A 25319-nucleotide genomic window follows, 5' to 3' on the forward strand; every position below is an offset into this window, starting at 1 on the left:
CGCGCGCTTTATGGTCATGTTGGCCCAGGCGGCCAATAACGGCCGGGTGTGTGCAGGTTTCACTCGGCCGGGTCGATGGCGTTGGCCTGGCTGATGGCGCGGTAACCGTCTCCCTCTGGCAGCAGGACATAGCTGTAGGAGCGGCCTTTTTTCAGAAACATCTCGTCGAAGCTGGCGATCTTCTGCTCGCCGGCGTACGCGGCGAAGGCGATCTTGAATTCATTGACCATGCGCCCGCCGGTCTGCGCCTTGCCAAGGGCGGCGACCACTTCGTGCTTGCCGTCGGCGGTTTTCAGTGCCGTCGGGGTCGCGGTGAGGTTGTAGAACGCCAGCTGGGCCTTCTTCGGCTCGTTGACGTAGATGTCCTTGAGCTCGGTAAGGGTGCCGTCGATGTACAGCAGCGTACTGGCCGCGTTGGCCTTCAGGTCGGATTCGATACGTGCGCTGCCAATGGTCAGCGTGGTCTTGCCCGGCGTGGTGAAGCGGTAGGCGCCCAGTTGATTGGGGCCGACCTTCTGGGCGGTTTTCTTGCTGCTCAGGCTGAAATCGACCACCCCGGCGCTGAGGTTGAGCACTCGCACGAAGGCCGAGTTGGCTGGCGCAACGGCGTCGTACAGGTCGGCGTTGACCTCCTGGGCCTGCGCGCCGTTGAACAGGGTGCCGAGCAGGCCCAGCACCAGCAGTAGCCGCGAAACGTTAGTCGACATGATAGGTCCTCGACGCTAGAAGGGTTGATGCTGGGCGGTTTGCCAGCTTTTTTTGTTGTCGCGCTGGGCGAACACGGTGCGCAGCGGGAATTCCCAGATCACCGTCTGGATGTGCGGGTTGCTCAGCAAGTCGCTGCCGGTGAAGTCGTCCATCGCCTGGAAGGGGCCGCGCGCTTCCACGGCCATGCTGATCAGGTCGCTCTGCAGGGCCTCCTTGAGGAAGCCTGCGAAGTTCCAGTCGTCGATCTTGCTGTAGCTGGTGCCCACCAGGGCGAGCGACTGTTGCTGCTCGCCAAACAGAGCGTCTTCGCTGACGTGCTGGGTGTCGTTGGTGGTTTCGTAGAGCGGGATCGTCACCGCGCTGAACACCGCTGGCGCCAGCTGCGGTGCGAATTGAACGTAGTTCAGCAGGTCGCCCTCGAGCGTTTTCTCGTCGACCTGGGCGCTCTGGTAGGGCTGGTTGCCGCGCAGTTGCGGGTGCTGCCTGGCCAGCTCCTGGGCGGCCAGGCGTGCACCGGCGGGGCTCCAGTGGGTGTCGGTCCTGACAAACAGATCGGCGTCGCCGGGGTGGCGCTTGAAGGCCTCGCGAACGTTCGCCGTGCTGACCTGGCGCTGGCCGAGGGCGCTGATGAAGCGCTCGTACAGGTTCAGCGCGCGCGGGTCGACCGGCGCGTTGGCATGCTCGGCGTAGATGTCCAGTTTCATAGGCACCGGCAGGACGATCAACTGCTTGCCATGCTCGCGCAGCAGGCGCTGGACCTCGACGATCTTGCCGAGCTGACTGTCCAGGTTGGCGCTCAGGTCATTGGGGATTAGATATTCCTGGTTGGTGTAGAGCCAGCCATCCTTGCCGAGTACCACGCCACTGCGGCCCTCGCCGAACAGCTGGTACTGGATATTGGCCCAGAGCCTGACCGATGGATCGCGCAGGAAGATGTCCTTGTCGTAGCGCTGCTCGAACTTGCGCAGCAGCTTGCCATCCATGAACAGCGACAGCGCATCGGTCTGCGATTTGCCGAAGCTGACTACCGCGGGCACGGAGTACACCAGCATGCCCGCCAGCATCAGGCAGAACAGGTAGCCATTGAGCTTGTGGGCCGAACTCATCACCGGAAACATGACTTTCTCCTAGAACTGAAAGTAGAGAAACGGTGAGAAGGAGTTGGCGGTCAGGCTGCTGAGCGAAAGCAGAAAGCCGCACCACAGCAACAGGCTATTCAGGCCGCCGACGTGGCGCATGAAGTAGCCGGTCTTGTTGCCCGCGTAGAAGCGCACGTTGTTGATGCCTGCCAACACCAGCCAGATGACGGCGAGGGCGACGAAAGCCACTGCCATCTTCGAGGCGCCGATGGTGTAGAGGTCCAGCGAGCCCACGCCATTGAGGCCGAACATGCCGGCATAGATATCCAGGCTGTGCGACATGTTGCTGGTGAAGAACAGCGGCATGCTCAGGCCGATCAGCAGGCAGGTGCGCATGTTGCGCAGGAAGTTGTAGGGCGTGTTGATCTTGGTGGCGATGCCCAGCTTGCGCTCGATCACCATGGCGACGCCAAAGAACAGGCCCCAGCACACGAAGGCGAAGCTTGCGCCGTGCCAGACGCCGGACAACAGCATGGTGTAGACCAGCGCTGCCATCGGCCCGGCGATGCGCTTGCGCACCAGCGGCATGTACACGTAATCACGCAGGAAGTGGGCGAGCGTCATGTGCCAGCGCTGCCAGAACTCGGTAACGCTCTGCGAGACGTAGGGCTGGTTGAAGTTCTCGGCGAAGCGGAAACCCATCATCAAGGCCAGGCCGACGGCCATGTTGCTGTACCCGGCGAAGTCGAAATACAGCTGCAGCGTAGAGATGAACAGGCCGAACCAGGCGTCGGTCAACTGCAGCTCCGGCTCGCGGACGAACAGGCTGTTCATCGGCGCCAGGGAGTCGGCGATCAGTACCTTCATGATGAAACCGAGCATGAAGCGGCTGACGCCCAGCGAGAACAGCTCCATCGAGTGGGTGCGCTGCCGCAACTGTGGGGCGAGCAGGCTGTAGCGCAGAATGGGGCCGGCTACCAGGTGCGGGAACAGCGCGACGAAGGCGGCGAAGTCGACCAGGTTGTTGGTCGGCTCGGCGTCCTTGCGGTAGATGTCGACGATATAGCTGAGCGCGTGGAACACATAGAACGAGATCCCCAGGGGCAGGATGATGTGTTCCAGCGTGAAGGTATTGATGCCCAACGGTTGCAGGGCCGCGGCAATCGCATCAATCCCGAAGTTGGCGTACTTGAAGTAGCCCAGGGTCGACAGGTTGCCGATGATGCCCAGCCACAGCAGGCGGAAGGCGCGTTGCTTGTTGCCCTCGTCGAGCCGGGCTTTTATGCGCAGGCCGAACCAGTAGTTCCAATAGGTGATGGCGACGAACAGCAGCAGGAAATCAGGTCGCCACCAGGCATAGAAGAGGTAGCTGCCCAGCACGATGACCCCGGAACGCCAGCCCGGACGAGCCAGGTAGTAGCAGATCAGGAAGATCGGCAGGAACAGGAACAGGAACGTGTTCGATGAAAAAACCATGATCGTCCGTCCCTAGTAACGCATCACGATGCCCAGCGTGAGCTGGTAATCGTCGCCGCTGGCCACAGCTTCGCCGGCGCGCAGGTAGCTGGCGCTGACGAGGGTGTTGAGATTCAGGTGCTTGCCCTCATGGGCGATGGGGAACATGCGCCAGTAGTAGTTCACGTCGACCACCTGGCCCACCGAGCGTCCGTTGTCGCTGCCCAGGGCAATCTGCTGGTTGCGCGTGCGGCGCTGATCGCTGTCGATGCGGATGGGCAGCTCGCCGTTCTCGTTGCGCAGGTACAGGTCGCTGATTTTGAAATCCAGCGAGGTACGGGGCGTCGGCTGGGTTTCCAGGGCGATGCCGTAGTACTGCAGGTTGCGCACGTTGACGTTGATGAAGGAACTGATCAGGCGCGAGCTGTAGCGCTCCGGGTCGACGACGCGGTCGGACTGGATGCGGTTCAGGTAGAAGCCATCATTCTGGTCATCGGGCTTGTCGGTGAGGCCGCCGCGCAGCGCGAAGCGTGGCGTCCACGGCAGGTCATTGAAGCGCTTGCCCACTTCGCCGAGCAGCGCCCAGCCGCGGGTGTCGCTTGAGCTCTGCACGCCGTTGGCGTCGGTGCTGTCGATGTCGCCACGCAGCGTGGCGAGTTCCAGGTGGTAGTCGCTGATCGGGCCCAAGGCCAGGTTCTCGCCGGTGAAGAACAGGCCTGCACGCACGCCGGTGAAATCCTGGCGGTCGTTGACGTTGCTGTCGGAATAGTCGTCTTCGTAAAGCATGCGCACGCCGGCCGTATGGCCCTGTTGCCAGCGCCAGGCGTACTCGCCCATGGCGTAGACGATGTCTTCGTCGGTGGCATCGAGGCTGTTGACGTCGGTGTTGTAGTAGTAAAACTTCTTGCCGAGCGCGAGGAAGCCGCTGCCGAAACTGTCCCGATAGTCGAAGCGCGCGGATTCGAAGGTGTCGTCCCACCAGATGCCGTAGCGATCGGAATAGCTTTGTCGCCCCAGGGTCATCGAATAGCGCGGGTCATCGCCGAGCAGGTTGCGGCGTACGTAGAACTCGCGCAGCTCGGTGTAGAAGTACTCGGGGCGTTCGCGGGCTTCGCGATCGGGGTTGTTGTCGTCCTGCAGGGCGGTGGAGGCCTGGCTGGTGTCGTAGTTGATCCATGCGCGGCCGAACACCTGCCACTTGGCCCAGCGCTTTTCCGGCGAGTACCAGATGAAAGAGGGCTCGTAACGGTAGCTCTGGAAGCTCTCGCGGTCGTTGCCAACGGTCGAGTCCTGCGGGCCGTAGCCGGTTTGCAGGGTCAGCTTGTGGAAAACCTCCGAGGTCACCACCGGCTCGGCAAACGGCAGAGCGGCTGCGCTCTGCTCTTGCGCCCAGGCATGCGAGTGGACCAGGGCGAGCGCCAGGGCGCTCAGACCGTAAGCCTTGAAAGGGGTCATTGCGGCGCATCCTTGAGCAGAGTGGCGTGAACGAGCTGGGCTTCTTCGAGCTGCTGCGGTGACAGCGTGCGCTGCAGCTCACGCATCAGGTAGCGGGCGCGGCTGTCGCCGAAGTCGACGGCCATGCGCGCATGGGCGTACGCCTTGACCGGGTCGTAGCAGATCGCCCGGGCACTGGCGTACACCGAGGCCATGCGGTAGTAGGCCGTGGACGAGCCACCGGCGGCGATGCCCTGGTAGATCGCCAGGGCCTTTTGCTGGTCCGGCTCGTCCAGGCCGCCGTGGCTGTACAGGTCGCCCTGCAGCAGGTTGGCGTCGCGGTACTGGGCTGCGGCCAGTTCCTCGATCAGCGCCTGGGCCTTGTAGGGGTCGAGCGTGGTCCAGCTGGTTACCAGGTGCAGCGAGACGCGCAATGCCTTGGCGCGAGTCGGCTCGCTCTCGGCGATGCGGTCGATCAGGGCGGCGGCATCCTCGGCGCTGTTCTCGGTCGGCGTCGAGGTCATGAAGTTGACCTTGGCAACCATGGCCGGTACCCAGCCGCGATTGACCGCATTGTCGATCCAGGCCAGCGCTTCGCCGCGCAGGGTCTTGGCTTCGTTTTCGAGCTGGGTGCGAGTCTGGTCGATCTGTTCGCGGCGCGCGGTACGTTGCGCTTCGGGCAGGCGCTCGAGCTCGGCGCGGCTGGGCGCAAGCGGGTAGCGCAGGCCCACCGAGCGCTCGGTGCTGATGCTGTCGAGCTGGGTACCGATACGGTGCACCACCTCGACCGGCATGCGATTGGCGTCGCCTATCCGGCTGCGCGCAAACGCGGCGAACAACAGGTCCTGCTGTTCGCCCAGCAACTGGTAGTAGCGGTCGACGGCGCGGACGTCGGTCATCATGGCGCGCTCGTACCAGGTCCTGGCCTCGTCGAGGTGGCCCTGCCGTTCGGCCAGTATGGCGCGGTACAGGTCACTGCTGCATTGCACCAGGCAGGAGCGGTCATACAGGTCGATCAGGGTGTTCACCTGGGGAACGGTGAACAGGGCCGGGTAGCTGACGAATACTTCCAGGCTGGTATTGAGGCTGCGCAGGTCCCGCTCGTGGGCGAATCGCTGCAGGGCGTCACGCACGTAGGCCGTCTGCTCAAGGCGTACGCGTGGCGTGCGATCCAGCAGGCGGGCGAGCGAGCCAAGCGCGGCGATATCGCCACGGCCCTCGTCGAAGGCCGCCTGGTAGAGCTGCACGGCCTCGCGGGTTCTCGCCGGGTCGGCGGCAAGCACGTTGCCGAGCAGGTGCTGAGCCGCCCGGTCATCGCGTTCGGCCAACAGGCGCAGGTCGGCCTCCACCGGCGCCGCCGGGTCCTTGAACAGGGCATAGCGAATCTGTTCCAGACTCTGCCCGGCGGCTGCGGGTGTACTGAGGCTGATGCCCAGCAGGGCGGCACTGAGCAGGGTGGCGAATGGCGGTAGCAGCTTCATGGCCGGCCCTTAAAACTGCGCGGTCATTGGCAGGCCGAGGAACAGTTCCACGGATACCGGTTTCTGATAGGCATCGCGCGGCAGTTCATGCTCCGGCTTGATGTTCAGCACCAGGGTCTGGTTCAGCTCATCCACGCTGCTGGAAACGACGCTGCCGTTGACGGGCTCCTCGATACCGAAAACCTGCATGCGCACGGTGTTGACGCGGGCCATCTTGTCCAGCTGGTCGAATGGCACCGTGGCTTTGACGAACAGCGCCTCGTTCTTGGGCAGCAGGTGTACCAGCGGTGCGTACTTGTAGGCGTAGCCATCGAGCTTCTGGCCCGGGAAGAACACCTCGCAGTCGCATGGGCTGGCGATCACGGTCTCGATCAGGGCGCGGCCCATCAGCAGCTGCAGGTCGGTCTGGGAAAGATCGGCCAGGGCCTGGATGTCCGACGGCGTGGTGAACGTCGCGGCCAGTTGGCTGGACACGCTGGCCACCGGCTCGCCCACCGCGACCTCGGTCTGGTTGGGTTGGAGCAGGTACTTCACGTAGCCGTTGTCAGGCATGGCCACCACGTAGGCGTTGGCACTGACGATGGCCTGGGCGGCGGGCACGCGGAAGAACAGCAGGTAGCTCTTGTAGGCGATCAGGCCAAGTGCCGCCAGGCCGATGGCGAGAAACAGCAGGGTGCCGAGTGCAGCCTTCAGGCGGTCTGCGGCAGTGCGCGAAACGCTGTGTTTCTGCTTGCGCTCCTTGATGTAGTTTTCGCGCTGCATCACGTTGAACAGGCCGTTGATGTCGGCGATTTCGCCGGACATGTAAGCACTGATGATGTAGCGCAGGATGTCGCGCTTCTGGCGGTCGAGCTCGACGAACTCGGCACCAACTTCGCGGCCACGCTGGGAAACGATCTTCACCTTGGCGTCGATGTTCAGATCGATCTTGTTCAGCCTGAGCTGGATCGAGGCATTGAACAGGCTGCCGATGGTCAGCGACTGGTCGTAGATCAGGCCCAGGCCGCCCAGGGAGATGTCCTGGATTTCGCATTCCAGGTTGCTGAGACCATTACCATCGAGCAGCACCTTGGCCGGGATCTTGGTCCGTACATATTGACGCTCGTCGATGGCTTCATGGACGACGTTGGTGGGTAAGACTGAAGAGTTCATAGCAGTCGCGCCTACTTAAGGTTGCGTGAGATCGAGCAGGACCGTGATGACCCCGAAGAAGATGGCGAGCGAAGAAAACAGCATCGCTTTCGAGGTCCAACGGTTCAGGGCCGCGTCGAAATTGACGCTGCCGTTGCTGAGTTTGGTTTTCTGTCGGGTCCAGCTCTGCAGGTCCATGTGGAACATGGTGTAAACCTTCATCACCGACCCTACGATCTGGTTGTAATAAAGAACGAAGGGGTAAATCGGCGACACCGGATGCTTGGCAAAGAAGAACAGCAGCGTCACCAGCGTGCGCGACAGCAGCACCCAGAACAGATAAAGCAGCAGGTACTGGATACCGAACAGCAGGCCGGCGACCACCGATGCGGACAACCCCATCAGGCAGGTCCACATGGACACGCGCTGGTCATACAGCACGTACATGGTGAACAGCCCGAGACGGTCCATGCCCAGCAGAGTGGTGGCACGGAAGTTCTGGCGCAGCGAGTTACCGTACCAGCGGTACATCAGCTGGCGGGTCGCGCGCAGGAAGCTGCTGTCTGGTGGATGCTCGACGGTGAGGGTATGGCTGTCGGGCACGTAGAAGGTGTCCCAGCCGGAACGCATCAGGCTGAACCACGACGATTTGTCGTCGCCGGTCAGGAACTGGAAGCGACCCAGGCGCCAGTGATCGAGAAAGTCGGCCTCGACGTCCTTGATGAACTCGGGATTGGTCATCACGCTGGCGCGGAAGAACGACAGCCGCCCGGTGAGCGTCAGCACGCGTTTGGAGAGGGCCATCGAGCACATGTTGATGTGGCGCTGCACGAAACGCATGGTGTGCCACTGCTTCATCAGCGTGCCGCCTTCCACCTCGCAGAATTCGTTGGTGGTGATGCCGCCGACGCTTGGCAGGTAGGCGAACAGGCTCACCGCCCGCTCGACGCAACCCGGCAGCATCATGGTGTCGCCGTCGACCACGCCGACCACGGCGTTCTCGAGGGGCATCTGTCGTGACAGGGAGCGAAACGCGTGGGCCAGGCCGTCACGCTTGCCGGTGCCTCGGGCGCGGACGATGATCAGCTTGATGTCGTCGCGGTCACGAATCTCCTGACGCATGATGTCCTTGATGAAGTTCTCGTCACCCTTCTCGACGATCGACGCGATGATCGTGCACGGCACGGGCAGGCGCTGCACTTCCTGAAGCACCGACTGGTAGACCTTGAACGTGGTGTGGGTCGGAATGCGAAAGCTGGTGACGATCATGAACATGTGATCGGGCAGCGCCGCCGGGCCCATGCGCTCTACCGCCTTGCGCATTCTGGGGAAGCGCCAGTGCAGGAAGTACATGCCGCGCAGGTAGTGGATGGCCGCGTTGCCGTAGCGCCACATGCCGAGCGCGCCGATGATGAAGATGAACTTCTGGTGCGAAGGGTCGAGATACTCCGGGGCGACCATTTCCGAGGCCAGCGCAATCAGCGCGAACAGGCACGCCCAGCCGCAGAACTTGCCAAAGACCGGCGATGTCTCGATCCATTCCAGAGCACCGGAAAGATACCTGCGCATTGATGTGTTCCCTCTATGTGAAGCAGTTCCGTGCTGCCATGCGGCGTTGGCCGATGGTGGCAAAGGCGGTCAGTTGGGCGTGGCGTCCGCGCGTCCGTACACGTCGTCGAGACGTTCGATATCGTCTTCGCCCAGGTAGCTGCCCGATTGCACCTCGATGATTTCCAGCGGAATCTTCCCGGGGTTGGCAAGGCGGTGCACCGAGGCGATCGGGATGTACGTGGACTGGTTTTCCGAAAGCAGGAAGGTCTTGTCGTCACAGGTGACTTTCGCGGTGCCGGTGACCACGATCCAGTGTTCGGCGCGGTGGTGGTGCTTTTGCAGCGACAGGCTGGCGCCCGGCTTGACCATGATGCGCTTGACCTGAAAACGATGGCCGTTGTCGATGGAGTCGTAACTGCCCCAGGGGCGATACACCTCGCAGTGGTTCTGCGTTTCCGGACGGCCGTCCAGCGACAGGGTGCTGACCAGGTGCTTCACGTCCTGGACACGGTCCTTGTGCGCGACCATCACGGCATCCTTGGTTTCCACCACCACCACGTCGTCGAGACCGACCAGCGTCACCAGCTTGTGCTCGCTGTGCACCAGGCAGTTGTGGCTGTCGTGCACGATGACGTCGCCGGTGTGGCTGTTGCCATTGGCATCCTTGGCCTGCACGTCCCAGATCGCCGACCAGGAGCCCACGTCGTTCCAGCCGGCGCTCAGCGGTACGACGCAGGCGCGCTCGACCTTTTCCATCACCGCGTAGTCGATCGAGTTGTCCGGGCAGCGGGCGAAGGCGCTCGGGTCGATGCGCAGAAACTGCAGGTCCGTTTCACTCTGGTTCAACGCGGCCTGGCAGGTTTCGTAGATGTCGGGTGCATGGCGCTTCAGCTCTTCCAGGTAGCGGCTGCAGCGAAACAGGAACATGCCGCTGTTCCAGAAGTAATCGCCGCTGGCCACGAACTGGCTGGCGGTGGTCAAGTCGGGTTTCTCGACGAACTGTTCGACCTCGAGCACGCCCCCCGGCAGCCCGCTGGCACCAAGGCCTGCCCTGATGTACCCGTAACCGGTTTCCGGTCGCTCTGCCGGCACGCCGAAGAGCACCATCTCGCCCTGTTCGGCAGCCTGGCGGGCAATGTCCAGCGCGTGGTGGAACACCTCGACCTGCTCGATCAGGTGGTCGGCAGGCAGCACCAGCAGCAGTTCGTCACGCCCCTCTGCAAGCAGGTGCATGGCGGCAATGGCGACGGCGGGCGCGGTGTTGCGACCAAAGGGCTCGAGCAGAATGGTCTGGGCACTGCAGCCGATGGCACTGAGCTGCTCGCTGACGATGAAGCGATGATGCTCGTTGCACACCACCATGGGTTTGCCAATTCCCTCATGCGCCAGGCGCTGTAGCGTCTGCTGGAACATCGTCTCGGGGCTGGTCAGCGCAAGGAACTGCTTGGGATAAAGCTTGCGCGAGAGCGGCCAGAGCCGCGAACCGCTGCCGCCGGACAGAATGAGGGGAATCATGGTGTATCTCCTTGGAGTATCGACTCGTGCCACTGGCCGCCAGTGAGCGTGGATGCTGCGCTGCAGTCATCCAGAGGCTCGTGCTGTCAGGCGATTACCAGCAGATCCCTTCTTTGCTCGGCGTGCTTGCGTGCTTCATGAAACCGAACAGGTCGATGAACTGCTTGTCGTCCCCGGCGTTGTTCAGCACCTCGCGAAAGCGGTCGTCACCGTTACCGATGATCAGCACGTCGGAAGCGCCGACCACCTCGTCGAGTTCCTTGCACAGCAGCGAGGAGACATGGGGAATCTTCGACTCGATGTAGTCCTTGTTGGCCCCGAAGACCCTGGCGTATTCGACGTTGCTGTCGAATATGCGCAAGTCGTAGCCCTTGCCGATCAGCATTTCCGCCAGCTCCACCAGCGGGCTTTCGCGCAGGTCGTCGGTGCCTGCCTTGAAGCTCAGCCCGAGGAGGCCGATCTTGCGTTTGCCCTGGCTGGAGATCATGTCGTAGGCGCGCTGCACCTGGACACGGTTGCTCGGCATGATCGAGGCCAGCAGCGGGTGGTCGACATCCAGCTGGCCGGCGCGATAGGTCAGGGCGCGCACATCCTTGGGCAGGCAGGAGCCACCGAAGGCGAATCCCGGGCGCAGGTAGTAGCGCGACAGGTTGAGCTTGTGGTCCTGGCAGACGACGTCCATCACTTCGCGACCGTCGACGCCGCAGGCCTTGGCGATGTTGCCGATCTCGTTGGCGAAGCTGACCTTGGTGGCGTGCCAGACGTTGCAGGTGTACTTGATCATCTCGGCGACTTCGATGGTCTTGCGGATGATCGGTGCGTCCAGCTCGCTGTAAAGCTCCTGCAGCAGGTCGCCGGACTTCGCATCCAGCTCGCCGATCACGGTCATGGCCGGGAAGTCATAGTCCTTGATGGCGGTACTTTCGCGCAGGAACTCCGGGTTGGTGGCAACGCCGAAATCGATGCCGGCCTTCTTGCCGGAGGCCGCTTCGATCAGCGGGATGACCACGTTCTTGACCGTGCCGGGCAGCACCGTGCTGCGAATCACCACGGTGTGCCTGTCGGCCTTGTCACGCATGGCGATGCCGATCTGCGTGCACACCGACTCCATGTACGCCAGGTCGAGGTCGCCATTGCGCTTGCTGGGTGTGCCCACGGCAATGAACGACAATTCGCTGGACTGCACCGCCTCGGCAACATTGGTGGTCCCTTTCAACAGCCCACTCGCCACGCCGTTGTGCAGCAGTGCTGCAAGACCGGGCTCGACGATCGGTGATTTGCCCTCGTTGATCAGGTCGATCTTGGCCTGTGAAACATCCACGCCGATAACCTGGTGACCACGCGCCGACAGGCAGGCGGCACACACCGCACCTACATAGCCCAAGCCAAAAATACTGATTCGCATACAACATCATCCTGATTAAGTGAGGCAGGGCTATAGGTGCTTTTTTGCATGCGCCACTGATTGCCACGCCTATAAAGGCGCGCAATAAGCAGGGCTGCATTGCGGGGGGAGGTTTTATTCTGTGTTAAGCGGCGGCGATAGTAGGGTGCTTGTTTTTATTGTTCAAGTAAAAGTTTTGGCAGAGTGCCATTATTCGTATGGTTTAAATTTTATCTTTAAAAAACAATGGCTTAAGTTTTGACGTATTTACAGCGTCAAAATTTCATTGCTCATGTTTGGTGCTTTTATTGTTTTAATAGGAATTCTGCTGTCTTGTTTTAGTGCGCCGTTAAGCTGCACTTAATAACTGACGGGGTGCCGCCAGGCTGGCCGCAGCGAAAAGAGTGGGGTGGGGTGCAAAAGCGCCGTTGATAATTGTTGTCGGACTTAACGCAAGCCCAGGTCACGGCAGCGAGCGATTACAAGGTCGCTTCCAGGCTCTGCGATTTTCTGGCGCCAAACTTGTGTTGTCAGACGAGAGTTGGGCAATGATGCGAGGGCTTAGCGCCTTTGCTGTAATCATATTGGCTGGCAGTGGCGGCAACGGGCGAACGTGAAGGGCGTTCAGCGCACCGGGTAGGCCATCGCTGTTTCATGTCACAGGTCAGTGCAGGGATGGGGCACTTAGAGTCTGTTCATAATCTTTCAGCCCAGATTCGCCGATTTTGGCAGCTAAGTGGCGAAAACGGACGTTCGACCCGTAGGGTGGATGGCGCTTTTTTCATCCACCGTTGCGATTGCAGAGCGTTGGACGGGTCGGGCCGCGTAGGTGAAGCGTCGTCCACCCTACAAAAGAAACTCTGCTCACCGTCTGCTTTTGCCTCGTAGCTGCTACTTCAGGCGCATAAAGATCGTGAACAGGCTCTTATGCAGCGTCGACGGCAGCGGTGTCGAGCAGGTGTTCCTGAATGGCCTCGCCAACCTGTTCGAACAACCTGCCGGCCTCGTCGTTCTCATCTAGTTCGGCAGCGCAAACGACTATTACCAGAGCGCTTTCGTCCTGCGGGTTGGCCACACCGACATGGCAGGCGCGATGCTGTTGGGTGCCGGTCTTCTGAATGAACGGCAATTCTCTGTCGAGCCCCGCTTCCAGGCGATAGGCGTCGTAGCTGCCCAGGCCCATGGTGTCGTAGAGCAGCGTGGTGCTGGCGGGGGACAACAGGTCGCCGCTCGCCAGCTTGCCGAGTAACTGTCCGTAGGCGACCAGGGTGGCGCTGTTCAGGCCGGTTTGGTAATAGCGCCGGTAGGCGTCATCGAGGTCGCTGGTGTCGAGCTGGGCGGTTTGCAGGCCAAGCACGTTGGCGACAGCCTCGACACGTCGGGGGCCGAGGGGCGCCGCGGCGATTTCGACGATCTGCCGATTCTCCAGCATGCGGGCGTCGGGGTGCAGCCGGCCATAGAGGTCCCGGCGCACCTCCAGCAGCGTGGTCACTTCGCCGAACCCGGCGCCAGCGGCTGCGCCGATGCGCTGGTTGATCTGCTCTGCACCGACGACGCGGATCAGCATGTCGGCCGCCGTGTTATCGCTCTCCTGCAGCATCTCCCGGAGCAGTTCGGCGATGCTGTATTGCGCGCCGGGGGCTTCCCAGGCCAGGCCTCCTGAGCCGTCGACGCGGTCGCGCTCCTCCAGGGTGACCTGCTGGTCGATCTGCAGGGTGCCGTCATCCACCGCCTGCAACACGGCGATGGCGATCGCCGCCTTGGTGGCAGACGCCAGGTACCAGGGGCGGTCGGCGTTGTAGCTCAGTTCGCTGCCGTCCGCGGGGCGCAGCAGGTACACACCCAGTTGGCCCGGTGCGGCCTCGTCGAGTTCGACCAGGCGCTGCTCGAGCGCCACCAGGCCTTCGTCTCGCTGTGGCGCGGCCCATAGCCACAGGGAGATTGCTGCGCAGCCGAGCAGCGCGGTACCGCCGAGCAATCGCTTCATGGACGGACCCTCATTTGATCGCTTCGCGCTGCAGTACGCCGGATTGGTCCAGCGCCTCGCCGACCTGGCGCAGGCTGCGTTCAGCCCTGGCCAGGGATGGCTCACCACGCACGCATGCCACCACCAGCACCGGCTCGGCGGCGCCGCGAGCCGGCGTTTCGATCAGCCCCGAATCGCAAAAGCGTGCGCGCTGGGTACCGGTCTTGTGTGCAAAGCGCGCGTCATCCGGCAGGCCGGCGATGATGCGCTTGCTGCCGGTCTTCACCCGGCCCATCACACCCAGCAGGTAGGCAGTCTGCTCAGCGCCCAGCGCTTCACCCGCTGCCAGGCGTTCGAGTAACGAGCCGTAGGCGGAAAGCCGCGCGGTATTGAGGTTGCTGCGGTAGTAACGGTCATAGGCCGTATCGAGGCTGATCGGCGCCAGTTGCGAGCGCGGCACGCCCAGCAGGGAGGCCAGCCGCTCCAGGCGGTCGGCATCCTTGCGGGCCTGGCGCAGGCGGATCAGGTCGCGCCCGCCGAGCTGTTCGGCAGCAGGATGCAGCTCGCGGTAGATATGGCGACGCACGTCGGCCAGTGAGGTAATCGGCTCGAAGCCCCCCGGCACTAGCTCGCCGACCAGGCGGTTGACGGTGTCGAGGCCGACCAGGCGGATCAGCCGGTCCGTGGCGCTGTTGTCGCTGTAGGTGATCATTTGCTCGAGCAGCACGCGAACGCTGACCCGCGCACCCGGGCCGTGCTGGTTGGTGCTGCCGGGGCCGTCGACGAAATCATCGGCGGCCAGGGTCAAGCCGGTGTCGAGCGTCCAGTCGCCACGCTCCACGCCGCGTAGCACTGCGATGGCCACCGGCACCTTGATGCCCGATGCCATGTACCAGAGTTCCTCGGCATGCAGGGTGACCGCCAGGTTGCTGTGCAGGTCCTTCACGTACACGCCCAACTCGCCATCCTGCCTGGCGGCTATCGCCTGCAGGCGTTCAAGCAGCGGTTCCTGCCAGCCAGGCCTTGGCGAGTCGGCCTGGGCGCCGCTGCCGAGCAGGGCAAGGGCGGCGAGCAAGGGGCGTATGAGGGAGCGGTGACGCATGCGAATCCTCCGGGGCGGTAAGGCCGGGCATGGAGGGTTCGAGGCACTGGCGTGCGGGGGCGTTCAGGCAGGCGGGTAACCGGAAGTTGCAGGATTTACTTTGGGCGCCAGGCGCAGTAACCCGGGCGCGGACCGACTTTCGGGTGGTTGCGACAGGTGTCCGGGCGGCGCTCATAGATGGTGCACAGCCGGCTCTTGCGGTCCAGGTAATAGCAGTCGTTGTTGCTCATGCGCGTCAGGGTGAAGATGCCCGAGCGCTGGTTGAAGCGTTCGACCAGGCCGTCTTTCTGCAGGCGCTTGGCGATGTTCTTCGGTGGCTCGCCGCGCTCGAATTCGTCGACCACGCCGATACGGATCAGGTCGGCGATGCGCACCTCGACCGGCAACTGGCAGCAACTGGAAATGCAGCTGTGGCACATGTCGCCGGAGTACCGTGCCCAGGTCTCCAGGCGGTCTATTTCGGCGGCGGCGATCAGATTGGTTTTCATCTCGAGAGGTTCGCGTGGTGGGGCGGCGCGCGATGATAGCCGGGTTGGCGGATTTTTGAACCGGCATCCGCCCATCGGCAGGCCCCGCGCGACGATTGCGCCGGAAAAGGCGACAAAACCGTTAGAAAAACAGGTGATTTGCAGTATCGTAGCGCCCGCGTGCCGTCGCCACGATCCGTCCTCGGCGAGGTCTGCGATCCCTGCGAATTGTAAGGAGCCAGGCCGCCCGCCCTGGCCTTCTTCCCGAGCTGTCTGGAATGGATACACCGCCCTTGCTTGCCCCTGATTCGCGTCGTTCTGGCTGCCGCCCGTCGTGTCGGCTCGCCAAGCGCTGCCGTCTGCCCGGTGGAGGCGTACGTTGAACGCCTGCATCAACTCGGCCTGGCAATTCGACGCGGCCGTGCTGCTGACCGCGCTGGTGTGCATCGGCGGGGTGCTGCTGGCGCGCTGGGTTATCAATCAGCGTGATTTCCCGGGCCGCGACACCTTTATCCTGATGCACCTGGCCAGCATGTGGTGGATGGCCATGGCAGGCCTGGAGGTCGCGGCCGTGGCAGCGGACTGCAAGCTGTTCTGGGCCACCATGTCCTGGCCGGGCATCGTCTCGGTGCCGACGTTCTGGGCGGTATTCCTCTGGCAGTACGTCAGCAGCGTGCGCAAGCCCTTGCCACGTCGCTCCGTGCTGGGGCTGATCGTGGCGCCGGTGCTGATCTGGCTGGTGGTGGCGAGCAACCCCTGGCATGGCCTGTTCTATGGCCCGCAAACCGGACCGGTATCCGCCGAGCCAGGCGCCCCGATCCGCTACCAGCACGGCCCGTTGTTCTATGCCACTGCCGTGTACGTCTACCTGTTCATGAGCTTCAGCCTGGGCGTGGTGCTGCGTGCGGCCCTGACCAGCCATGGTGTGCATCGCCGTCACTACCTGGCTTTCGTGCTGGTCACCGCGGTGCCCTGGTCGGCCAATGTCGCCTACGTGGGTTTCGGCGTGGTGGTGTTCGGTGTCGACCCGACCCCCTTCAGCTTCGTTTTTACCCTGGTGGCGTTTTCCTGGCTGATCCTCGGTGTGCGCTTGTTCGATCTGGTGCCGGTCGCGCGGCATCTGCTGCTGGAGGCGCTGCCCGATCCGGTGATGGTGGTCGACACCCAGTGGCGGGTGGTCGAGGCCAACCAGGCGGCCCTCAAGCTGAGCGGGCTCGACCGCGACTGGCAGGGAAGCAGGCTACAGGACTGGCCGGCCTTCGGCAGCGACCTGCAGGCGCAGCTGTGCACCCAGGCGGAGCTGCGCGAGCCGCTGCTCATCCAGACCGCTGGCGCGCAGTATTTTGAAGTGCGCATGCGGCCCATCGAGCGCCTCACTCGCCAGGGCATTCTGGTATTGGGCCAGTTGCTTTATCTGCGCGACGTCACCCAGCGCCAGCTCGCCAAGTTGAAGCTGGCGCAGGCGCTGGCCTTGAGCGAGGAACGCCTGCGCACCATCACCAGCCTGCATGAACGGCTGCGCGAGCAGGCGCTGTGCGACCCGCTCACCGGGCTCTACAACCGCCGCTACCTGGACGAACTGTTCGCCCGCGAACTGGCCCGCGCCAGGCGCGACAACAGCCCTCTGGCGTTGGCGCTGATCGACCTCGATCATTTCAAACGGATCAACGACGAGCATGGTCACCTGGACGGCGACGATGTGCTCAAGGGCGTGGCGCAGCATCTGCTGGTGAACTTGCGCAGTTCCGATACGGTCTTTCGTATCGGCGGCGAAGAGTTCCTGCTGATCCTCCCGGGCGCCGATGTGCGCGAGGCCACCAAACGCCTCGAAGCCATCTGCCTGGGGCTTTCCCAGAAACCGATCGAAACCCGAAGTGGCGTGCGTCAGATGACCTTGTCAGGCGGGCTTGCACTGTGGCCCGAGCAGGGCCCCGAGCTCGACGACCTGCTGCGGGCAGCCGATGCCGCGCTGTACGAAGCCAAACGTGGCGGGCGCAACCGTGTATGCAGCGTGTCGCCGCGCGCCGCGTCGCCAGCTGCTGAGGCGCCCGTTCCTGGAAAGGGTTAAACTCCTTCCGATTACCTTCCATCCCGGAGTCCTTCATGTCCCGCGTTACCCTAAGTCGCTACCTCATCGAGCAGACCCGTAGTCAAAATACCCCGGCCGATCTGCGCTTCCTGATCGAAGTGGTGGCGCGTGCGTGCAAGGAAATCAGCCATGCGGTCTCCAAGGGCGCCCTGGGTGGCGTGCTGGGCAGCATGGGCACCGAGAACGTGCAGGGTGAAGTGCAGAAGAAACTCGACGTGATCTCCAACGATATCCTGCTCGAAGCCAATGAGTGGGGCGGTCACCTGGCCGGCATGGCCTCGGAAGAAATGGACAACGCCTACCAGATTCCCGGCAAGTACCCCAAGGGTGCGTACCTGCTGGTATTCGACCCACTGGACGGCTCGTCGAACATCGACGTCAACGTCTCGGTCGGCACCATCTTCTCGGTGCTGCGCTGCCCGAACGAGTACCTGAGCCAGAACGAAAGCCTCGACGAGAAGGCTTTCCAGCAGCCAGGCACCCAGCAGGTCGCCGCCGGTTACGCCATCTATGGCCCGCAGACCATGCTGATCCTGACCCTGGGCAATGGCGTCATGGGCTTCACCCTGGATCGTGAACTGGGCAGCTTCGTGCTGACCCACGACAACATCAGCGTGCCGGAGACCACCGCCGAGTTCGCCATCAACATGTCCAACCAGCGTCATTGGGAAGCCCCCGTCAAGCGCTACGTGGACGAGCTGCTGGCCGGTAAGGAAGGCCCGCTGAACAAGAACTACAACATGCGCTGGATCGCCTCGATGGTCGCCGACGTGCACCGTATCCTGACCCGTGGCGGCCTGTTCATGTACCCGCGTGACGACCGCGAGCCTGGCAAGGCCGGCAAGCTGCGCCTGATGTACGAAGCCAACCCGATGTCCTTCATCATCGAGCAGGCCGGTGGCGCCGCTACCGATGGCGTGCAGCGCATCCTCGACATTCAGCCGACTTCCCTGCACCAGCGCGTGCCGGTGTTCCTGGGCTCGAAAGAAGAAGTCGAGCGCGTCACCAGCTATCACAAGGCCTGAGTATGCACATGCAGCCGTGGGAGCCTCTGCTGGACTGGTGGTTTGGCCCATCCGGTTCGGCTGTGGAAGCCGCTGCCGCCCAAACCGGGTTGTGGTTCGGCAAGCGTGACGAGCAGGATGCCGAGGCGCGCGAGCGCTTTGGCGAACTGGTCGAGCAGGCGCTTGCGGGCGGGCTGCAGGACTGGTCGGCCGATCCCCGTGGCTGGCTGGCCAGGGTGCTGTTGCTGGACCAGCTGCCGCGCATGATCTACCGCGATACACCGCTGGCTTTCGCCGGAGATGCACTGGCGCAGCCGCTCGCCGACGAGGGGGTCACCCTCGGCTGGGATCGGCAGTTGCCGCCATTGCAGCGGGTGTTCATCTACCTGGCGTTCGAACACGCCGAAAACCTTGCCTTGCAGCGCCGTGCCATGGTGCTGTTCAGCGAGCTGAACGAAGCGGCAGCGGACGCCGAGCGCACGCTGTTCGCCGATTTTCTCGACTACGCTGAACGCCACCTGCACATCATCGAGCGCTTCGGGCGCTTCCCCCATCGCAACGAAACGCTCGGGCGCCTCAGCACCGATGCCGAACTGCGCTTTCTGCAGGAACCGGGCTCGAGCTTCTGACGTCGAACCGGCAATGACAATCGCTGGACAACTGGAGTTTTCCCTATGCGCCTGCGCTCTCTCGTGCTGCTGGTGGGCTGTGTCGTACTGGTCGCCTGTGGCAAGGTCAATCAGGACAACTACGCCAAGCTTCATGCGGGCATGACCAAGGCCGAGGTCGAGGGGCTGCTCGGTACTCCAACGGAGTGTTCCGGGGCGCTGGGTATGTCCAGTTGCACGTGGGGCGACCAGGTGAGTTTCATCAGCGTCCAATACGCCGGTGACCAGGTGATGATGTATTCCGCGAAAGGATTGAAGTGATGAACAGGTTCGCCGTTGCAGCCCTGGCCATCGGGGCCTCGTTACTGGTTGGCTGCGCCAATTCCGGCACCGGCGTGGCACCGCCGAAGACCGTCGAGTCGGTCGACCTGGCGCGTTATCAGGGTACCTGGTACGAGGTGGCGCGCCTGCCGATGTTCTTCCAGCGCAACTGCGTGGAATCCGAGGCGCGCTATGGCCTGCAGGATGACGGCAGCGTGTCGGTGGTGAACCGCTGCCGCAACGCCGAGGGCGAGTGGCAGCAGGTGGAGGGTCGCGCCGTGCCGCAGGTCGAGGGCAAGACCGACAAGCTTTGGGTCACCTTCGATAACTGGTTCAGCCGCTTGCTGCCCGGGGTGAGCAAGGGCGAATACTGGGTGCTCGACCTGGATGACGACTACCAGAGCGCTCTGGTTGGCCACCCGAACCGCGAGTACCTGTGGCTGCTCTCGCGAACCCCGACACTCGCCCCCGAGGTGCGGGACGAACTGCTCGACGTGGCTCGCGCCCAGGGTTATGACACCGAGCAGTTGGTCTGGCGTGAAGGCGCCAAGCCGGCCAAGTGATCGCGTGCCGGTACCCTGGCGCCGCTGCGCTGGGCCCGGCCAGGCTGCGTTGGCGTCGGATGGGGTGTGGCTGCCTTTGAGGCAGGGCAACGCCTTCGCTTGGCGCTGCATCAGTAGGTACGCCGTATCGGCACGCACACCCTGACCTGACAGGCGATAAGCGAATTGGCGTCTACCGGCCGCGCCATCCACGGCGTTGGCGGCGGGTGCTCATTGCCACTCCAGGCGCGCCAGCTTCCATTCGCCATCGTCCTGCCACCACTCCAGCTTTACGGCGTAATGCCGGGCGCTATCAGGGATCAGCCCCTCGGCGCCCGTGAGCGCTACCTGAGCGTTGGTATGACCTTTGTCGCGGTACGTCGCATCCACGCGGCTGTCCTTGCTCAGGGCCAGCACCTTGACGGTGTTGTGGCGCAGGAACAGCAGCGTCATGGTGCGTTTCGCCCAGTCTCGGTCATTGATCTGCTGGGCGAGGAACTCACCGTGCAACTGGTCGAGTACCGCAGTGGTCCTCTTCGCCTCCAGGTCGTCCTGCAGTTGCTGCACGGCGGCCTCGAGCCTGGCCTGCGGATCATCGGGGGTTCCACAGCCGGTCATCAGCAGGGCGAGCAGCGGCACGAGGGCAAATTTCCGTATCGACATGCCGAATTCCTTTTTCATGGTTATGATGCCCGAACGAGCGAAGTAGCCCGCCGAGCGCGAGCGGCCCGAGCCTATCTCAATTCTTCATCAGGAGGGCACCATGCAGACGCTGTATCCGGAGATCAAACCGTATGCCCGTCATGAGCTGGCGGTAGACGCCCCGCACGTCCTCTATGTGGACGAGAGCGGTTCGCCGGACGGTCTGCCGGTGCTGTTCGTGCATGGTGGCCCAGGCGCCGGCTGCGACGCGGCGAGCCGCCGTTACTTCGATCCGAACCTGTACCGCATCGTCACCTTCGACCAGCGCGGTTGTGGCCGCTCCACGCCGCACGCCAACCTGGAGAAGAACACCACCTGGGACCTGGTTGCCGACATGGAGCGCATCCGCGAGCACCTGGGCATCGACAAGTGGGTGCTGTTCGGCGGCTCCTGGGGCTCTACCCTGTCGCTGGCGTATGCCCAGGCGCACCCCGATCGCGTGCATGCGCTGATCCTGCGCGGCATCTTTCTGTGCCGCCCGCAGGAGTTCAAATGGTTCTACCAGGAAGGCGCGAGCCGGTTGTTCCCCGATTACTGGCAGGATTACCTGGCGCCGATACCGCCCGAGGAGCAGGGCGACCTGATGCAGGCGTTCTACAAGCGCCTGACCGGCGCCGACCAGATCGCCCAGATGCACGCCGCCAAGGCCTGGTCGTGCTGGGAAGGCCGCACCGCCACGCTGCGGCCCAACCCGCAGGTGGTCGACCGCTTCGCCGAAAGCCTGCGTGCGCTGTCGATCGCGCGCATCGAGTGTCACTATTTCGTCAACGATGCCTTCCTCGAACCTGATCAACTGCTGCGCGACATGCCGAAGATCGCTCATCTGCCGGGCATCATCGTGCATGGCCGTTACGACGTGATCTGCCCGCTGGACAACGCCTGGGCGCTGCACCAGGCGTGGCCCAACAGCGAACTGCAGATCATCCGCGAGGCAGGCCATGCGGCCGCCGAACCAGGCATCGCCGATGCGCTGGTGCGCGCCGCCGACGAGATTGCCCATCGCTTGCTCGACCTGGCTCCGGACGAAGCATGAAGGCGCTGCTGCAGCGCGTTGCCAGTGCCCGGGTCGACGTCGCCGGAGAAACCGTCGGTGCCATCGATCAGGGCCTGCTCGTGCTGGTTGGCGTCGAGCCGCAGGACAGCGAGGCCAGTTGCGCCAAGCTGCTGCACAAGTTGCTCAATTATCGGGTGTTCAGCGACGAGGCGGGCAAGATGAACCTGTCGCTCAAGGATGTCGGCGGTGGCCTGTTGCTGGTATCGCAATTCACCCTGGCTGCGGACACGCGCAGCGGGCTGCGGCCCGGTTTTTCCACCGCCGCGCCACCCGCCCTCGGTGAAGCGCTGTTCGACCATCTGCTCACGCAGGCGCGGGCGCAACACCCGCAGGTGGCCAGCGGCCGCTTCGGTGCGGACATGCAAGTGCATTTGATCAACGACGGTCCGGTCACCTTCCTGCTCGAAACGTAATTCCTGGCCTGCTCCTTGCGCCTGCCAGCGCCGCCCATGCGCGTGTTTATCGGGGTCAGGTGCTGATATCTCGCTATCTGCTTCGATCACGGTTAGCATGCCGCGCCGCCTCTCTGCCTATGGTCCTGCTGCTGCACCGCCGTGGTGCGGAGCCAGTCCGAGCGCTCAAACCGTCTGCCCTTCAGGAGCAAGAATGAAGAAGCTTGTCGCCTCACTGCTGTTATCCGTCTGTGCATTCACCAGCCTGGCCCAGGCTGGCGTCATCGACGACGCCGTCAAGCGCGGCACCCTGCGCGTCGGCATGGACCCGACCTACATGCCCTTCGAAATGACCAACAAGCGTGGCGAGATCATCGGCTTCGAAGTCGACCTGCTCAAGGCCATGACCAAGGCCATGGGCGTCAAGCTGGAGCTGGTATCCACCTCCTATGACGGCATCATTCCGGCGCTGCTGACCGACAAGTTCGACATGATCGGCTCGGGCATGACCCTGACCCAGGAGCGCAACCTGCGCATCAACTTCTCCGAGCCCTTCATCGTGGTCGGCCAGACCCTGCTGATCCGCAAGGAGCTGGCAGACAAGGTCAAGAGCTACAAGGACCTGAACAGCGCCGACTACCGCATCACCTCGAAGATCGGCACCACCGGTGAGATGGTCGCCAAGAAACTGATCGCCCAGGCCAAGTACAGCGGCTTCGACAACGAACAGGAAGCGGTGATGGACGTGGTCAACGGCAAGGCCGATGCCTTCATCTACGACGCGCCGTACAACGTCGTTGCGGTGAACAAGGCCGGCGCCGGCAAGCTGGTGTTCCTCGATGAGCCCTTCACCTTCGAGCCCCTGGCGTTCGGCCTGAAGAAGGGTGATCACGACAGCCTCAACTGGATCAACAACTGGCTGCACCAGATCCGCGAAGACGGCACCTACGATCGTATCCATGCCAAGTGGTTCAAGAGCACCAGCTGGCTCAAAGACATGGAGTAAGCGGAACCTGCCCACGATCTGCTGCGCGTCGGTCCTGCTGCGTTGAAAACAGGCTCGGAAAGCCGCTTGCGGCTAACGCACTTTAGTGCGGCTCCGAATGGAGCGAGCAAAGCGAGTAATGCTCATGTACACCAGTACACTCCGCTTCCTCGCCTGTTTTTGCGGGGCCGCCTAGGCCTTGCATGACTCTAGCTCGCGAGCTCGTGAAACAGGTTCCCGGCTTCATCTGGCTACACCCGGCGCGCGGCTTGTCCGCGCGCTGTCATGTTGGCAACTCAATGGGTAGACACTCGCCGTGGCTAAACAGAAGAAAGCCCAGTGGCCCTGGCACCTGCTGACCAGTCTGATCCTGGTCGTGGGCGCCTTGCTGATCTGGTATTCCACCTCGCTGATTTCCTATGAGTGGCGCTGGAATCGCGTTCCTCAGTACTTCGCCTACCACGCGGAGGACGCGCAGCGGGCGGCCGACTACAGCCGTGTCGAGAGCGTCAGCCGGCAAGGTGACGACGCGCTGGTCACGCTGCTTGGCGAAAGCGGTGAGCAACAGCAACTGACGGTGGCCGGCGACAGCCTGCAGTTCAACGAGGGTGACGATGTCGCCGAAGGCGATGTGATCGGTGTCAACCGTCACTGGGCCGCCGGGCCGCTGCTCTGGGGCCTCTGGACGACCCTGTGGATATCCGTGGCGGCGGGGGTGTTTGGCCTGCTGATCGGACTCGTCACCGGCCTGTGCCGGCTTTCCGCCAACCCGACGCTGCGGCACCTGTCGACGGTCTACGTCGAGCTGGTGCGGGGCACGCCGCTGCTGGTACAGATATTCATTTTCTATTTTTTCATCGGTACGGTGCTCGACCTGTCCCGCGAGTTCGCCGGGGTGGCGGCGCTGGCGCTGTTCACCGGTGCCTACGTGGGCGAGATCGTGCGCGCCGGCGTGCAGTCCATTGTCCGCGGTCAGGACGAGGCAGCGCGTTCGCTGGGGCTCAGTGCCGCGCAGTCGATGCGCCACGTGATCCTGCCGCAGGCGTTCAAACGGGTGTTGCCGCCGCTGGCCGGGCAGTTCATCAGCCTGGTCAAGGACACCTCGCTGGTCTCGGTGATCGCCATCACCGAGCTGACCAAGAGCGGCCGTGAAGCGATTACCACCTCGTTCTCGACGTTCGAGATCTGGTTCTGCGTGGCCGCGCTCTATCTGGTGATCAACCTCCCGTTGTCGCAGATCGCCAACCGCCTGGAACGGAGGCTCGCGCAAAGTGATTGAAGTTCGTGATCTGATCAAGGTATTCGACGCCCGGGGCCAGCAGGTTCGCGCGGTCGACGGCGTTACCACTCGGGTAGCGCGTGGTGAAGTGCTGGTGGTGATCGGCCCGTCCGGTTCCGGCAAGTCGACCTTCTTGCGTTGCCTCAATGGCCTGGAGGAGCTGGACGAAGGTTCGGTGAGCATCGATGGCCTCGACCTGGCGAACCCGAAAACCGACATCAACGCCTACCGCCGCGAAGTCGGTATGGTGTTTCAGCATTTCAACCTGTTCCCGCACATGACCGTGCTGGAGAACCTGTGTCTGGCGCAGAAAGTGGTGCGCAAGCGCGGCAAGGCCGAGCGCGAAGCCAAGGCACGTGCCTTGCTGGACAAGGTCGGCATCGGTCAGAAGGCTGGCGAGTTTCCGTCGCGCCTGTCCGGCGGCCAGCAGCAGCGGGTGGCCATCGCGCGCGCGCTGTGCATGGACCCCAAGGTGATGCTGTTCGACGAACCGACCTCGGCCCTCGACCCGGAAATGGTCGGCGAAGTGCTCGATGTGATGAAGCAGCTCGCTGTCGAAGGCATGACCATGGTCTGCGTGACCCACGAAATGGGCTTTGCCCGCGAAGTGGCCGATCGCGTGCTGTTCTTCGACCACGGCAAACTGCTCGAAGACGCACCGCCCTCCGAGTTTTTCGCGCAACCAAAGGACCCGCGCGCCCAGGCGTTCCTGCGCCAGGTGCTGTAGCGCGACGGCCAGGTCACTTCAAAGGGGCGGATTCAACTGATCGTTCCTCACGCTTTGCGTGGGAATGCCTCCGAGGGCGCTCTGCGTCCGCTGTTGCGGGCAACACGGCGCAGAGCGCCTGGGCCTTGGCTACCACGCTGGAGCGTGGGAGCCATCATCGTTGAACGGCTGCTTGCGCCTTGCAGTAGCCCCTCAGGCACCGCTTTGGGCACTGATTGCTCAGTTCCGTAGGATGGACGCCGCTTGCCTGCGCGGCCCGATTCGTCCACCGCACTACCATCGCACTGGTGGACAAAAAGAGCGTTGTCCACCCTACGGGTGTGTGAGGCAGCCTGCGTCTTGT

At 63.1% G+C, this 25319-nt stretch carries 23 protein-coding genes; 10 read left to right on the top strand and 13 right to left on the bottom strand.

Annotated features, from left to right (window positions below):
- Positions 1-59: 59 nt before the first annotated feature.
- From ACZ0AV_RS17015 to ACZ0AV_RS17070, 12 genes are all read right to left on the bottom strand, one after another.
- Entirely contained in the window at positions 60-707 is a 648-nt protein-coding gene (locus tag ACZ0AV_RS17015; protein ID WP_499152112.1) for an alginate O-acetyltransferase AlgF, read from the bottom strand.
- A 15-nt stretch (positions 708-722) separates the two neighbouring features.
- Positions 723-1826, bottom strand: coding sequence for an alginate O-acetyltransferase (locus tag ACZ0AV_RS17020; protein WP_499152113.1), 1104 nt, complete (start codon positions 1824-1826; stop codon positions 723-725).
- A 9-nt stretch (positions 1827-1835) separates the two neighbouring features.
- Positions 1836-3263, bottom strand: coding sequence for an MBOAT family O-acyltransferase (locus ACZ0AV_RS17025; protein WP_499152114.1), 1428 nt, complete (start codon positions 3261-3263; stop codon positions 1836-1838).
- A gap of 12 nt (positions 3264-3275) precedes the next feature.
- The gene (locus tag ACZ0AV_RS17030; RefSeq protein WP_499152115.1) at positions 3276-4697 is read right to left on the bottom strand and encodes an alginate export family protein; all 1422 of its coding nucleotides are present in this window, start codon (positions 4695-4697) and stop codon (positions 3276-3278) included.
- Positions 4694-6157: an SEL1-like repeat protein gene (locus ACZ0AV_RS17035; RefSeq protein ID WP_499152116.1), complete on the bottom strand. Its 1464-nt coding sequence runs from the start codon at positions 6155-6157 to the stop codon at positions 4694-4696. Before ACZ0AV_RS17035 ends, ACZ0AV_RS17030 begins: the two co-directional genes overlap by 4 nt.
- A 9-nt stretch (positions 6158-6166) precedes the next feature.
- A complete protein-coding gene (locus tag ACZ0AV_RS17040; RefSeq protein ID WP_499152117.1) occupies positions 6167-7309 on the bottom strand; it encodes a PilZ domain-containing protein in 1143 nt (380 codons plus the stop codon).
- A 15-nt stretch (positions 7310-7324) separates the two neighbouring features.
- On the bottom strand, positions 7325-8857 hold the full coding sequence (locus ACZ0AV_RS17045) for a glycosyltransferase (protein WP_499152118.1): 1533 nt from the start codon (positions 8855-8857) through the stop codon (positions 7325-7327).
- A gap of 69 nt (positions 8858-8926) precedes the next feature.
- Positions 8927-10354, bottom strand: coding sequence for a mannose-1-phosphate guanylyltransferase/mannose-6-phosphate isomerase (locus tag ACZ0AV_RS17050; RefSeq protein WP_499152119.1), 1428 nt, complete (start codon positions 10352-10354; stop codon positions 8927-8929).
- A gap of 94 nt (positions 10355-10448) precedes the next feature.
- A complete protein-coding gene (locus ACZ0AV_RS17055) occupies positions 10449-11759 on the bottom strand; it encodes a nucleotide sugar dehydrogenase (protein WP_499152120.1) in 1311 nt (436 codons plus the stop codon).
- Between the two features lie 904 nt (positions 11760-12663).
- Positions 12664-13725: a serine hydrolase gene (locus ACZ0AV_RS17060; RefSeq protein WP_499152121.1), complete on the bottom strand. Its 1062-nt coding sequence runs from the start codon at positions 13723-13725 to the stop codon at positions 12664-12666.
- 10 nt (positions 13726-13735) lie between these two features.
- A complete protein-coding gene (locus ACZ0AV_RS17065) occupies positions 13736-14806 on the bottom strand; it encodes a serine hydrolase (RefSeq protein WP_499152122.1) in 1071 nt (356 codons plus the stop codon).
- 95 nt (positions 14807-14901) lie between these two features.
- Positions 14902-15294 (bottom strand): YkgJ family cysteine cluster protein, encoded by a 393-nt coding sequence (locus tag ACZ0AV_RS17070; RefSeq protein ID WP_499152123.1) that lies wholly within the window; start codon positions 15292-15294, stop codon positions 14902-14904.
- Positions 15295-15652: 358 nt separating this feature from the next.
- On the opposite strand from ACZ0AV_RS17070, the gene ACZ0AV_RS17075 reads away from it, so the two are divergent.
- Genes ACZ0AV_RS17075 through ACZ0AV_RS17095 form a run of 5 tightly spaced genes read left to right on the top strand, consistent with a single transcriptional unit; the run spans position 15653 to position 19858 of the window.
- The gene (locus tag ACZ0AV_RS17075; RefSeq protein WP_499152124.1) at positions 15653-17341 is read left to right on the top strand and encodes a histidine kinase N-terminal 7TM domain-containing diguanylate cyclase; all 1689 of its coding nucleotides are present in this window, start codon (positions 15653-15655) and stop codon (positions 17339-17341) included.
- 35 nt (positions 17342-17376) lie between these two features.
- Positions 17377-18387 (top strand): class 1 fructose-bisphosphatase, encoded by a 1011-nt coding sequence (locus tag ACZ0AV_RS17080; protein ID WP_499152125.1) that lies wholly within the window; start codon positions 17377-17379, stop codon positions 18385-18387.
- A gap of 8 nt (positions 18388-18395) precedes the next feature.
- Positions 18396-18995, top strand: a complete 600-nt coding sequence (locus ACZ0AV_RS17085; protein WP_499152126.1) for a DUF924 family protein — start codon at positions 18396-18398, stop codon at positions 18993-18995.
- 45 nt (positions 18996-19040) lie between these two features.
- On the top strand, positions 19041-19295 hold the full coding sequence (gene bamE, locus ACZ0AV_RS17090; protein ID WP_499152127.1) for an outer membrane protein assembly factor BamE domain-containing protein: 255 nt from the start codon (positions 19041-19043) through the stop codon (positions 19293-19295).
- The gene (locus ACZ0AV_RS17095; RefSeq protein WP_499152128.1) at positions 19295-19858 is read left to right on the top strand and encodes a lipocalin family protein; all 564 of its coding nucleotides are present in this window, start codon (positions 19295-19297) and stop codon (positions 19856-19858) included. Before bamE ends, ACZ0AV_RS17095 begins: the two co-directional genes overlap by 1 nt.
- A 210-nt stretch (positions 19859-20068) precedes the next feature.
- Here the strand turns inward: ACZ0AV_RS17095 and ACZ0AV_RS17100 are convergent, their stop codons facing one another.
- Complete coding sequence (locus ACZ0AV_RS17100) at positions 20069-20500, bottom strand: hypothetical protein (protein WP_499152129.1); 432 nt, start codon at positions 20498-20500, stop codon at positions 20069-20071.
- A gap of 100 nt (positions 20501-20600) precedes the next feature.
- Here ACZ0AV_RS17100 and pip point away from each other — a divergent pair, with 100 nt between their 5' ends.
- The 5 genes from pip to ACZ0AV_RS17125 all read left to right on the top strand — a co-directional run bounded on the left by pip (position 20601) and on the right by ACZ0AV_RS17125 (position 24976).
- On the top strand, positions 20601-21572 hold the full coding sequence (gene pip / locus ACZ0AV_RS17105) for a prolyl aminopeptidase (RefSeq protein ID WP_499152130.1): 972 nt from the start codon (positions 20601-20603) through the stop codon (positions 21570-21572).
- Complete coding sequence (gene dtd, locus ACZ0AV_RS17110; RefSeq protein ID WP_499152131.1) at positions 21569-22006, top strand: D-aminoacyl-tRNA deacylase; 438 nt, start codon at positions 21569-21571, stop codon at positions 22004-22006. The genes pip and dtd overlap by 4 nt, the downstream gene beginning before the upstream one ends.
- Positions 22007-22199: 193 nt before the next feature.
- Positions 22200-22991: a transporter substrate-binding domain-containing protein gene (locus ACZ0AV_RS17115; RefSeq protein ID WP_499152132.1), complete on the top strand. Its 792-nt coding sequence runs from the start codon at positions 22200-22202 to the stop codon at positions 22989-22991.
- Positions 22992-23286: 295 nt separating this feature from the next.
- A complete protein-coding gene (locus ACZ0AV_RS17120; RefSeq protein WP_499152133.1) occupies positions 23287-24249 on the top strand; it encodes an amino acid ABC transporter permease in 963 nt (320 codons plus the stop codon).
- Complete coding sequence (locus ACZ0AV_RS17125) at positions 24242-24976, top strand: amino acid ABC transporter ATP-binding protein (RefSeq protein ID WP_499152134.1); 735 nt, start codon at positions 24242-24244, stop codon at positions 24974-24976. The genes ACZ0AV_RS17120 and ACZ0AV_RS17125 overlap by 8 nt, the downstream gene beginning before the upstream one ends.
- Positions 24977-25319 lie beyond the last annotated feature (343 nt).

The sequence above is a fragment of the Pseudomonas sp. AC532 genome, assembly GCF_979258965.1.

Excerpts from the sequence above, each read along its gene's own strand:
- ACZ0AV_RS17115 (WP_499152132.1), top strand. The coding sequence starts at position 22,200 with ATGAAGAAGCTTGTCGCCTCACTGCTGTTATCCGTCTGTGCATTCACC.
- dtd (WP_499152131.1), top strand. The coding sequence starts at position 21,569 with ATGAAGGCGCTGCTGCAGCGCGTTGCCAGTGCCCGGGTCGACGTCGCC.
- ACZ0AV_RS17095 (WP_499152128.1), top strand. The coding sequence starts at position 19,295 with ATGAACAGGTTCGCCGTTGCAGCCCTGGCCATCGGGGCCTCGTTACTG.
- ACZ0AV_RS17050 (WP_499152119.1), bottom strand. The coding sequence starts at position 10,354 with ATGATTCCCCTCATTCTGTCCGGCGGCAGCGGTTCGCGGCTCTGGCCG.
- ACZ0AV_RS17065 (WP_499152122.1), bottom strand. The coding sequence starts at position 14,806 with ATGCGTCACCGCTCCCTCATACGCCCCTTGCTCGCCGCCCTTGCCCTG.
- ACZ0AV_RS17040 (WP_499152117.1), bottom strand. The coding sequence starts at position 7,309 with ATGAACTCTTCAGTCTTACCCACCAACGTCGTCCATGAAGCCATCGAC.
- ACZ0AV_RS17035 (WP_499152116.1), bottom strand. The coding sequence starts at position 6,157 with ATGAAGCTGCTACCGCCATTCGCCACCCTGCTCAGTGCCGCCCTGCTG.
- pip (WP_499152130.1), top strand. The coding sequence starts at position 20,601 with ATGCAGACGCTGTATCCGGAGATCAAACCGTATGCCCGTCATGAGCTG.
- ACZ0AV_RS17015 (WP_499152112.1), bottom strand. The coding sequence starts at position 707 with ATGTCGACTAACGTTTCGCGGCTACTGCTGGTGCTGGGCCTGCTCGGC.
- ACZ0AV_RS17030 (WP_499152115.1), bottom strand. The coding sequence starts at position 4,697 with ATGACCCCTTTCAAGGCTTACGGTCTGAGCGCCCTGGCGCTCGCCCTG.
- ACZ0AV_RS17020 (WP_499152113.1), bottom strand. The coding sequence starts at position 1,826 with ATGTTTCCGGTGATGAGTTCGGCCCACAAGCTCAATGGCTACCTGTTC.
- bamE (WP_499152127.1), top strand. The coding sequence starts at position 19,041 with ATGCGCCTGCGCTCTCTCGTGCTGCTGGTGGGCTGTGTCGTACTGGTC.
- ACZ0AV_RS17080 (WP_499152125.1), top strand. The coding sequence starts at position 17,377 with ATGTCCCGCGTTACCCTAAGTCGCTACCTCATCGAGCAGACCCGTAGT.
- ACZ0AV_RS17025 (WP_499152114.1), bottom strand. The coding sequence starts at position 3,263 with ATGGTTTTTTCATCGAACACGTTCCTGTTCCTGTTCCTGCCGATCTTC.
- ACZ0AV_RS17045 (WP_499152118.1), bottom strand. The coding sequence starts at position 8,857 with ATGCGCAGGTATCTTTCCGGTGCTCTGGAATGGATCGAGACATCGCCG.
- ACZ0AV_RS17070 (WP_499152123.1), bottom strand. The coding sequence starts at position 15,294 with ATGAAAACCAATCTGATCGCCGCCGCCGAAATAGACCGCCTGGAGACC.
- ACZ0AV_RS17100 (WP_499152129.1), bottom strand. The coding sequence starts at position 20,500 with ATGTCGATACGGAAATTTGCCCTCGTGCCGCTGCTCGCCCTGCTGATG.
- ACZ0AV_RS17060 (WP_499152121.1), bottom strand. The coding sequence starts at position 13,725 with ATGAAGCGATTGCTCGGCGGTACCGCGCTGCTCGGCTGCGCAGCAATC.
- ACZ0AV_RS17085 (WP_499152126.1), top strand. The coding sequence starts at position 18,396 with ATGCAGCCGTGGGAGCCTCTGCTGGACTGGTGGTTTGGCCCATCCGGT.
- ACZ0AV_RS17055 (WP_499152120.1), bottom strand. The coding sequence starts at position 11,759 with ATGCGAATCAGTATTTTTGGCTTGGGCTATGTAGGTGCGGTGTGTGCC.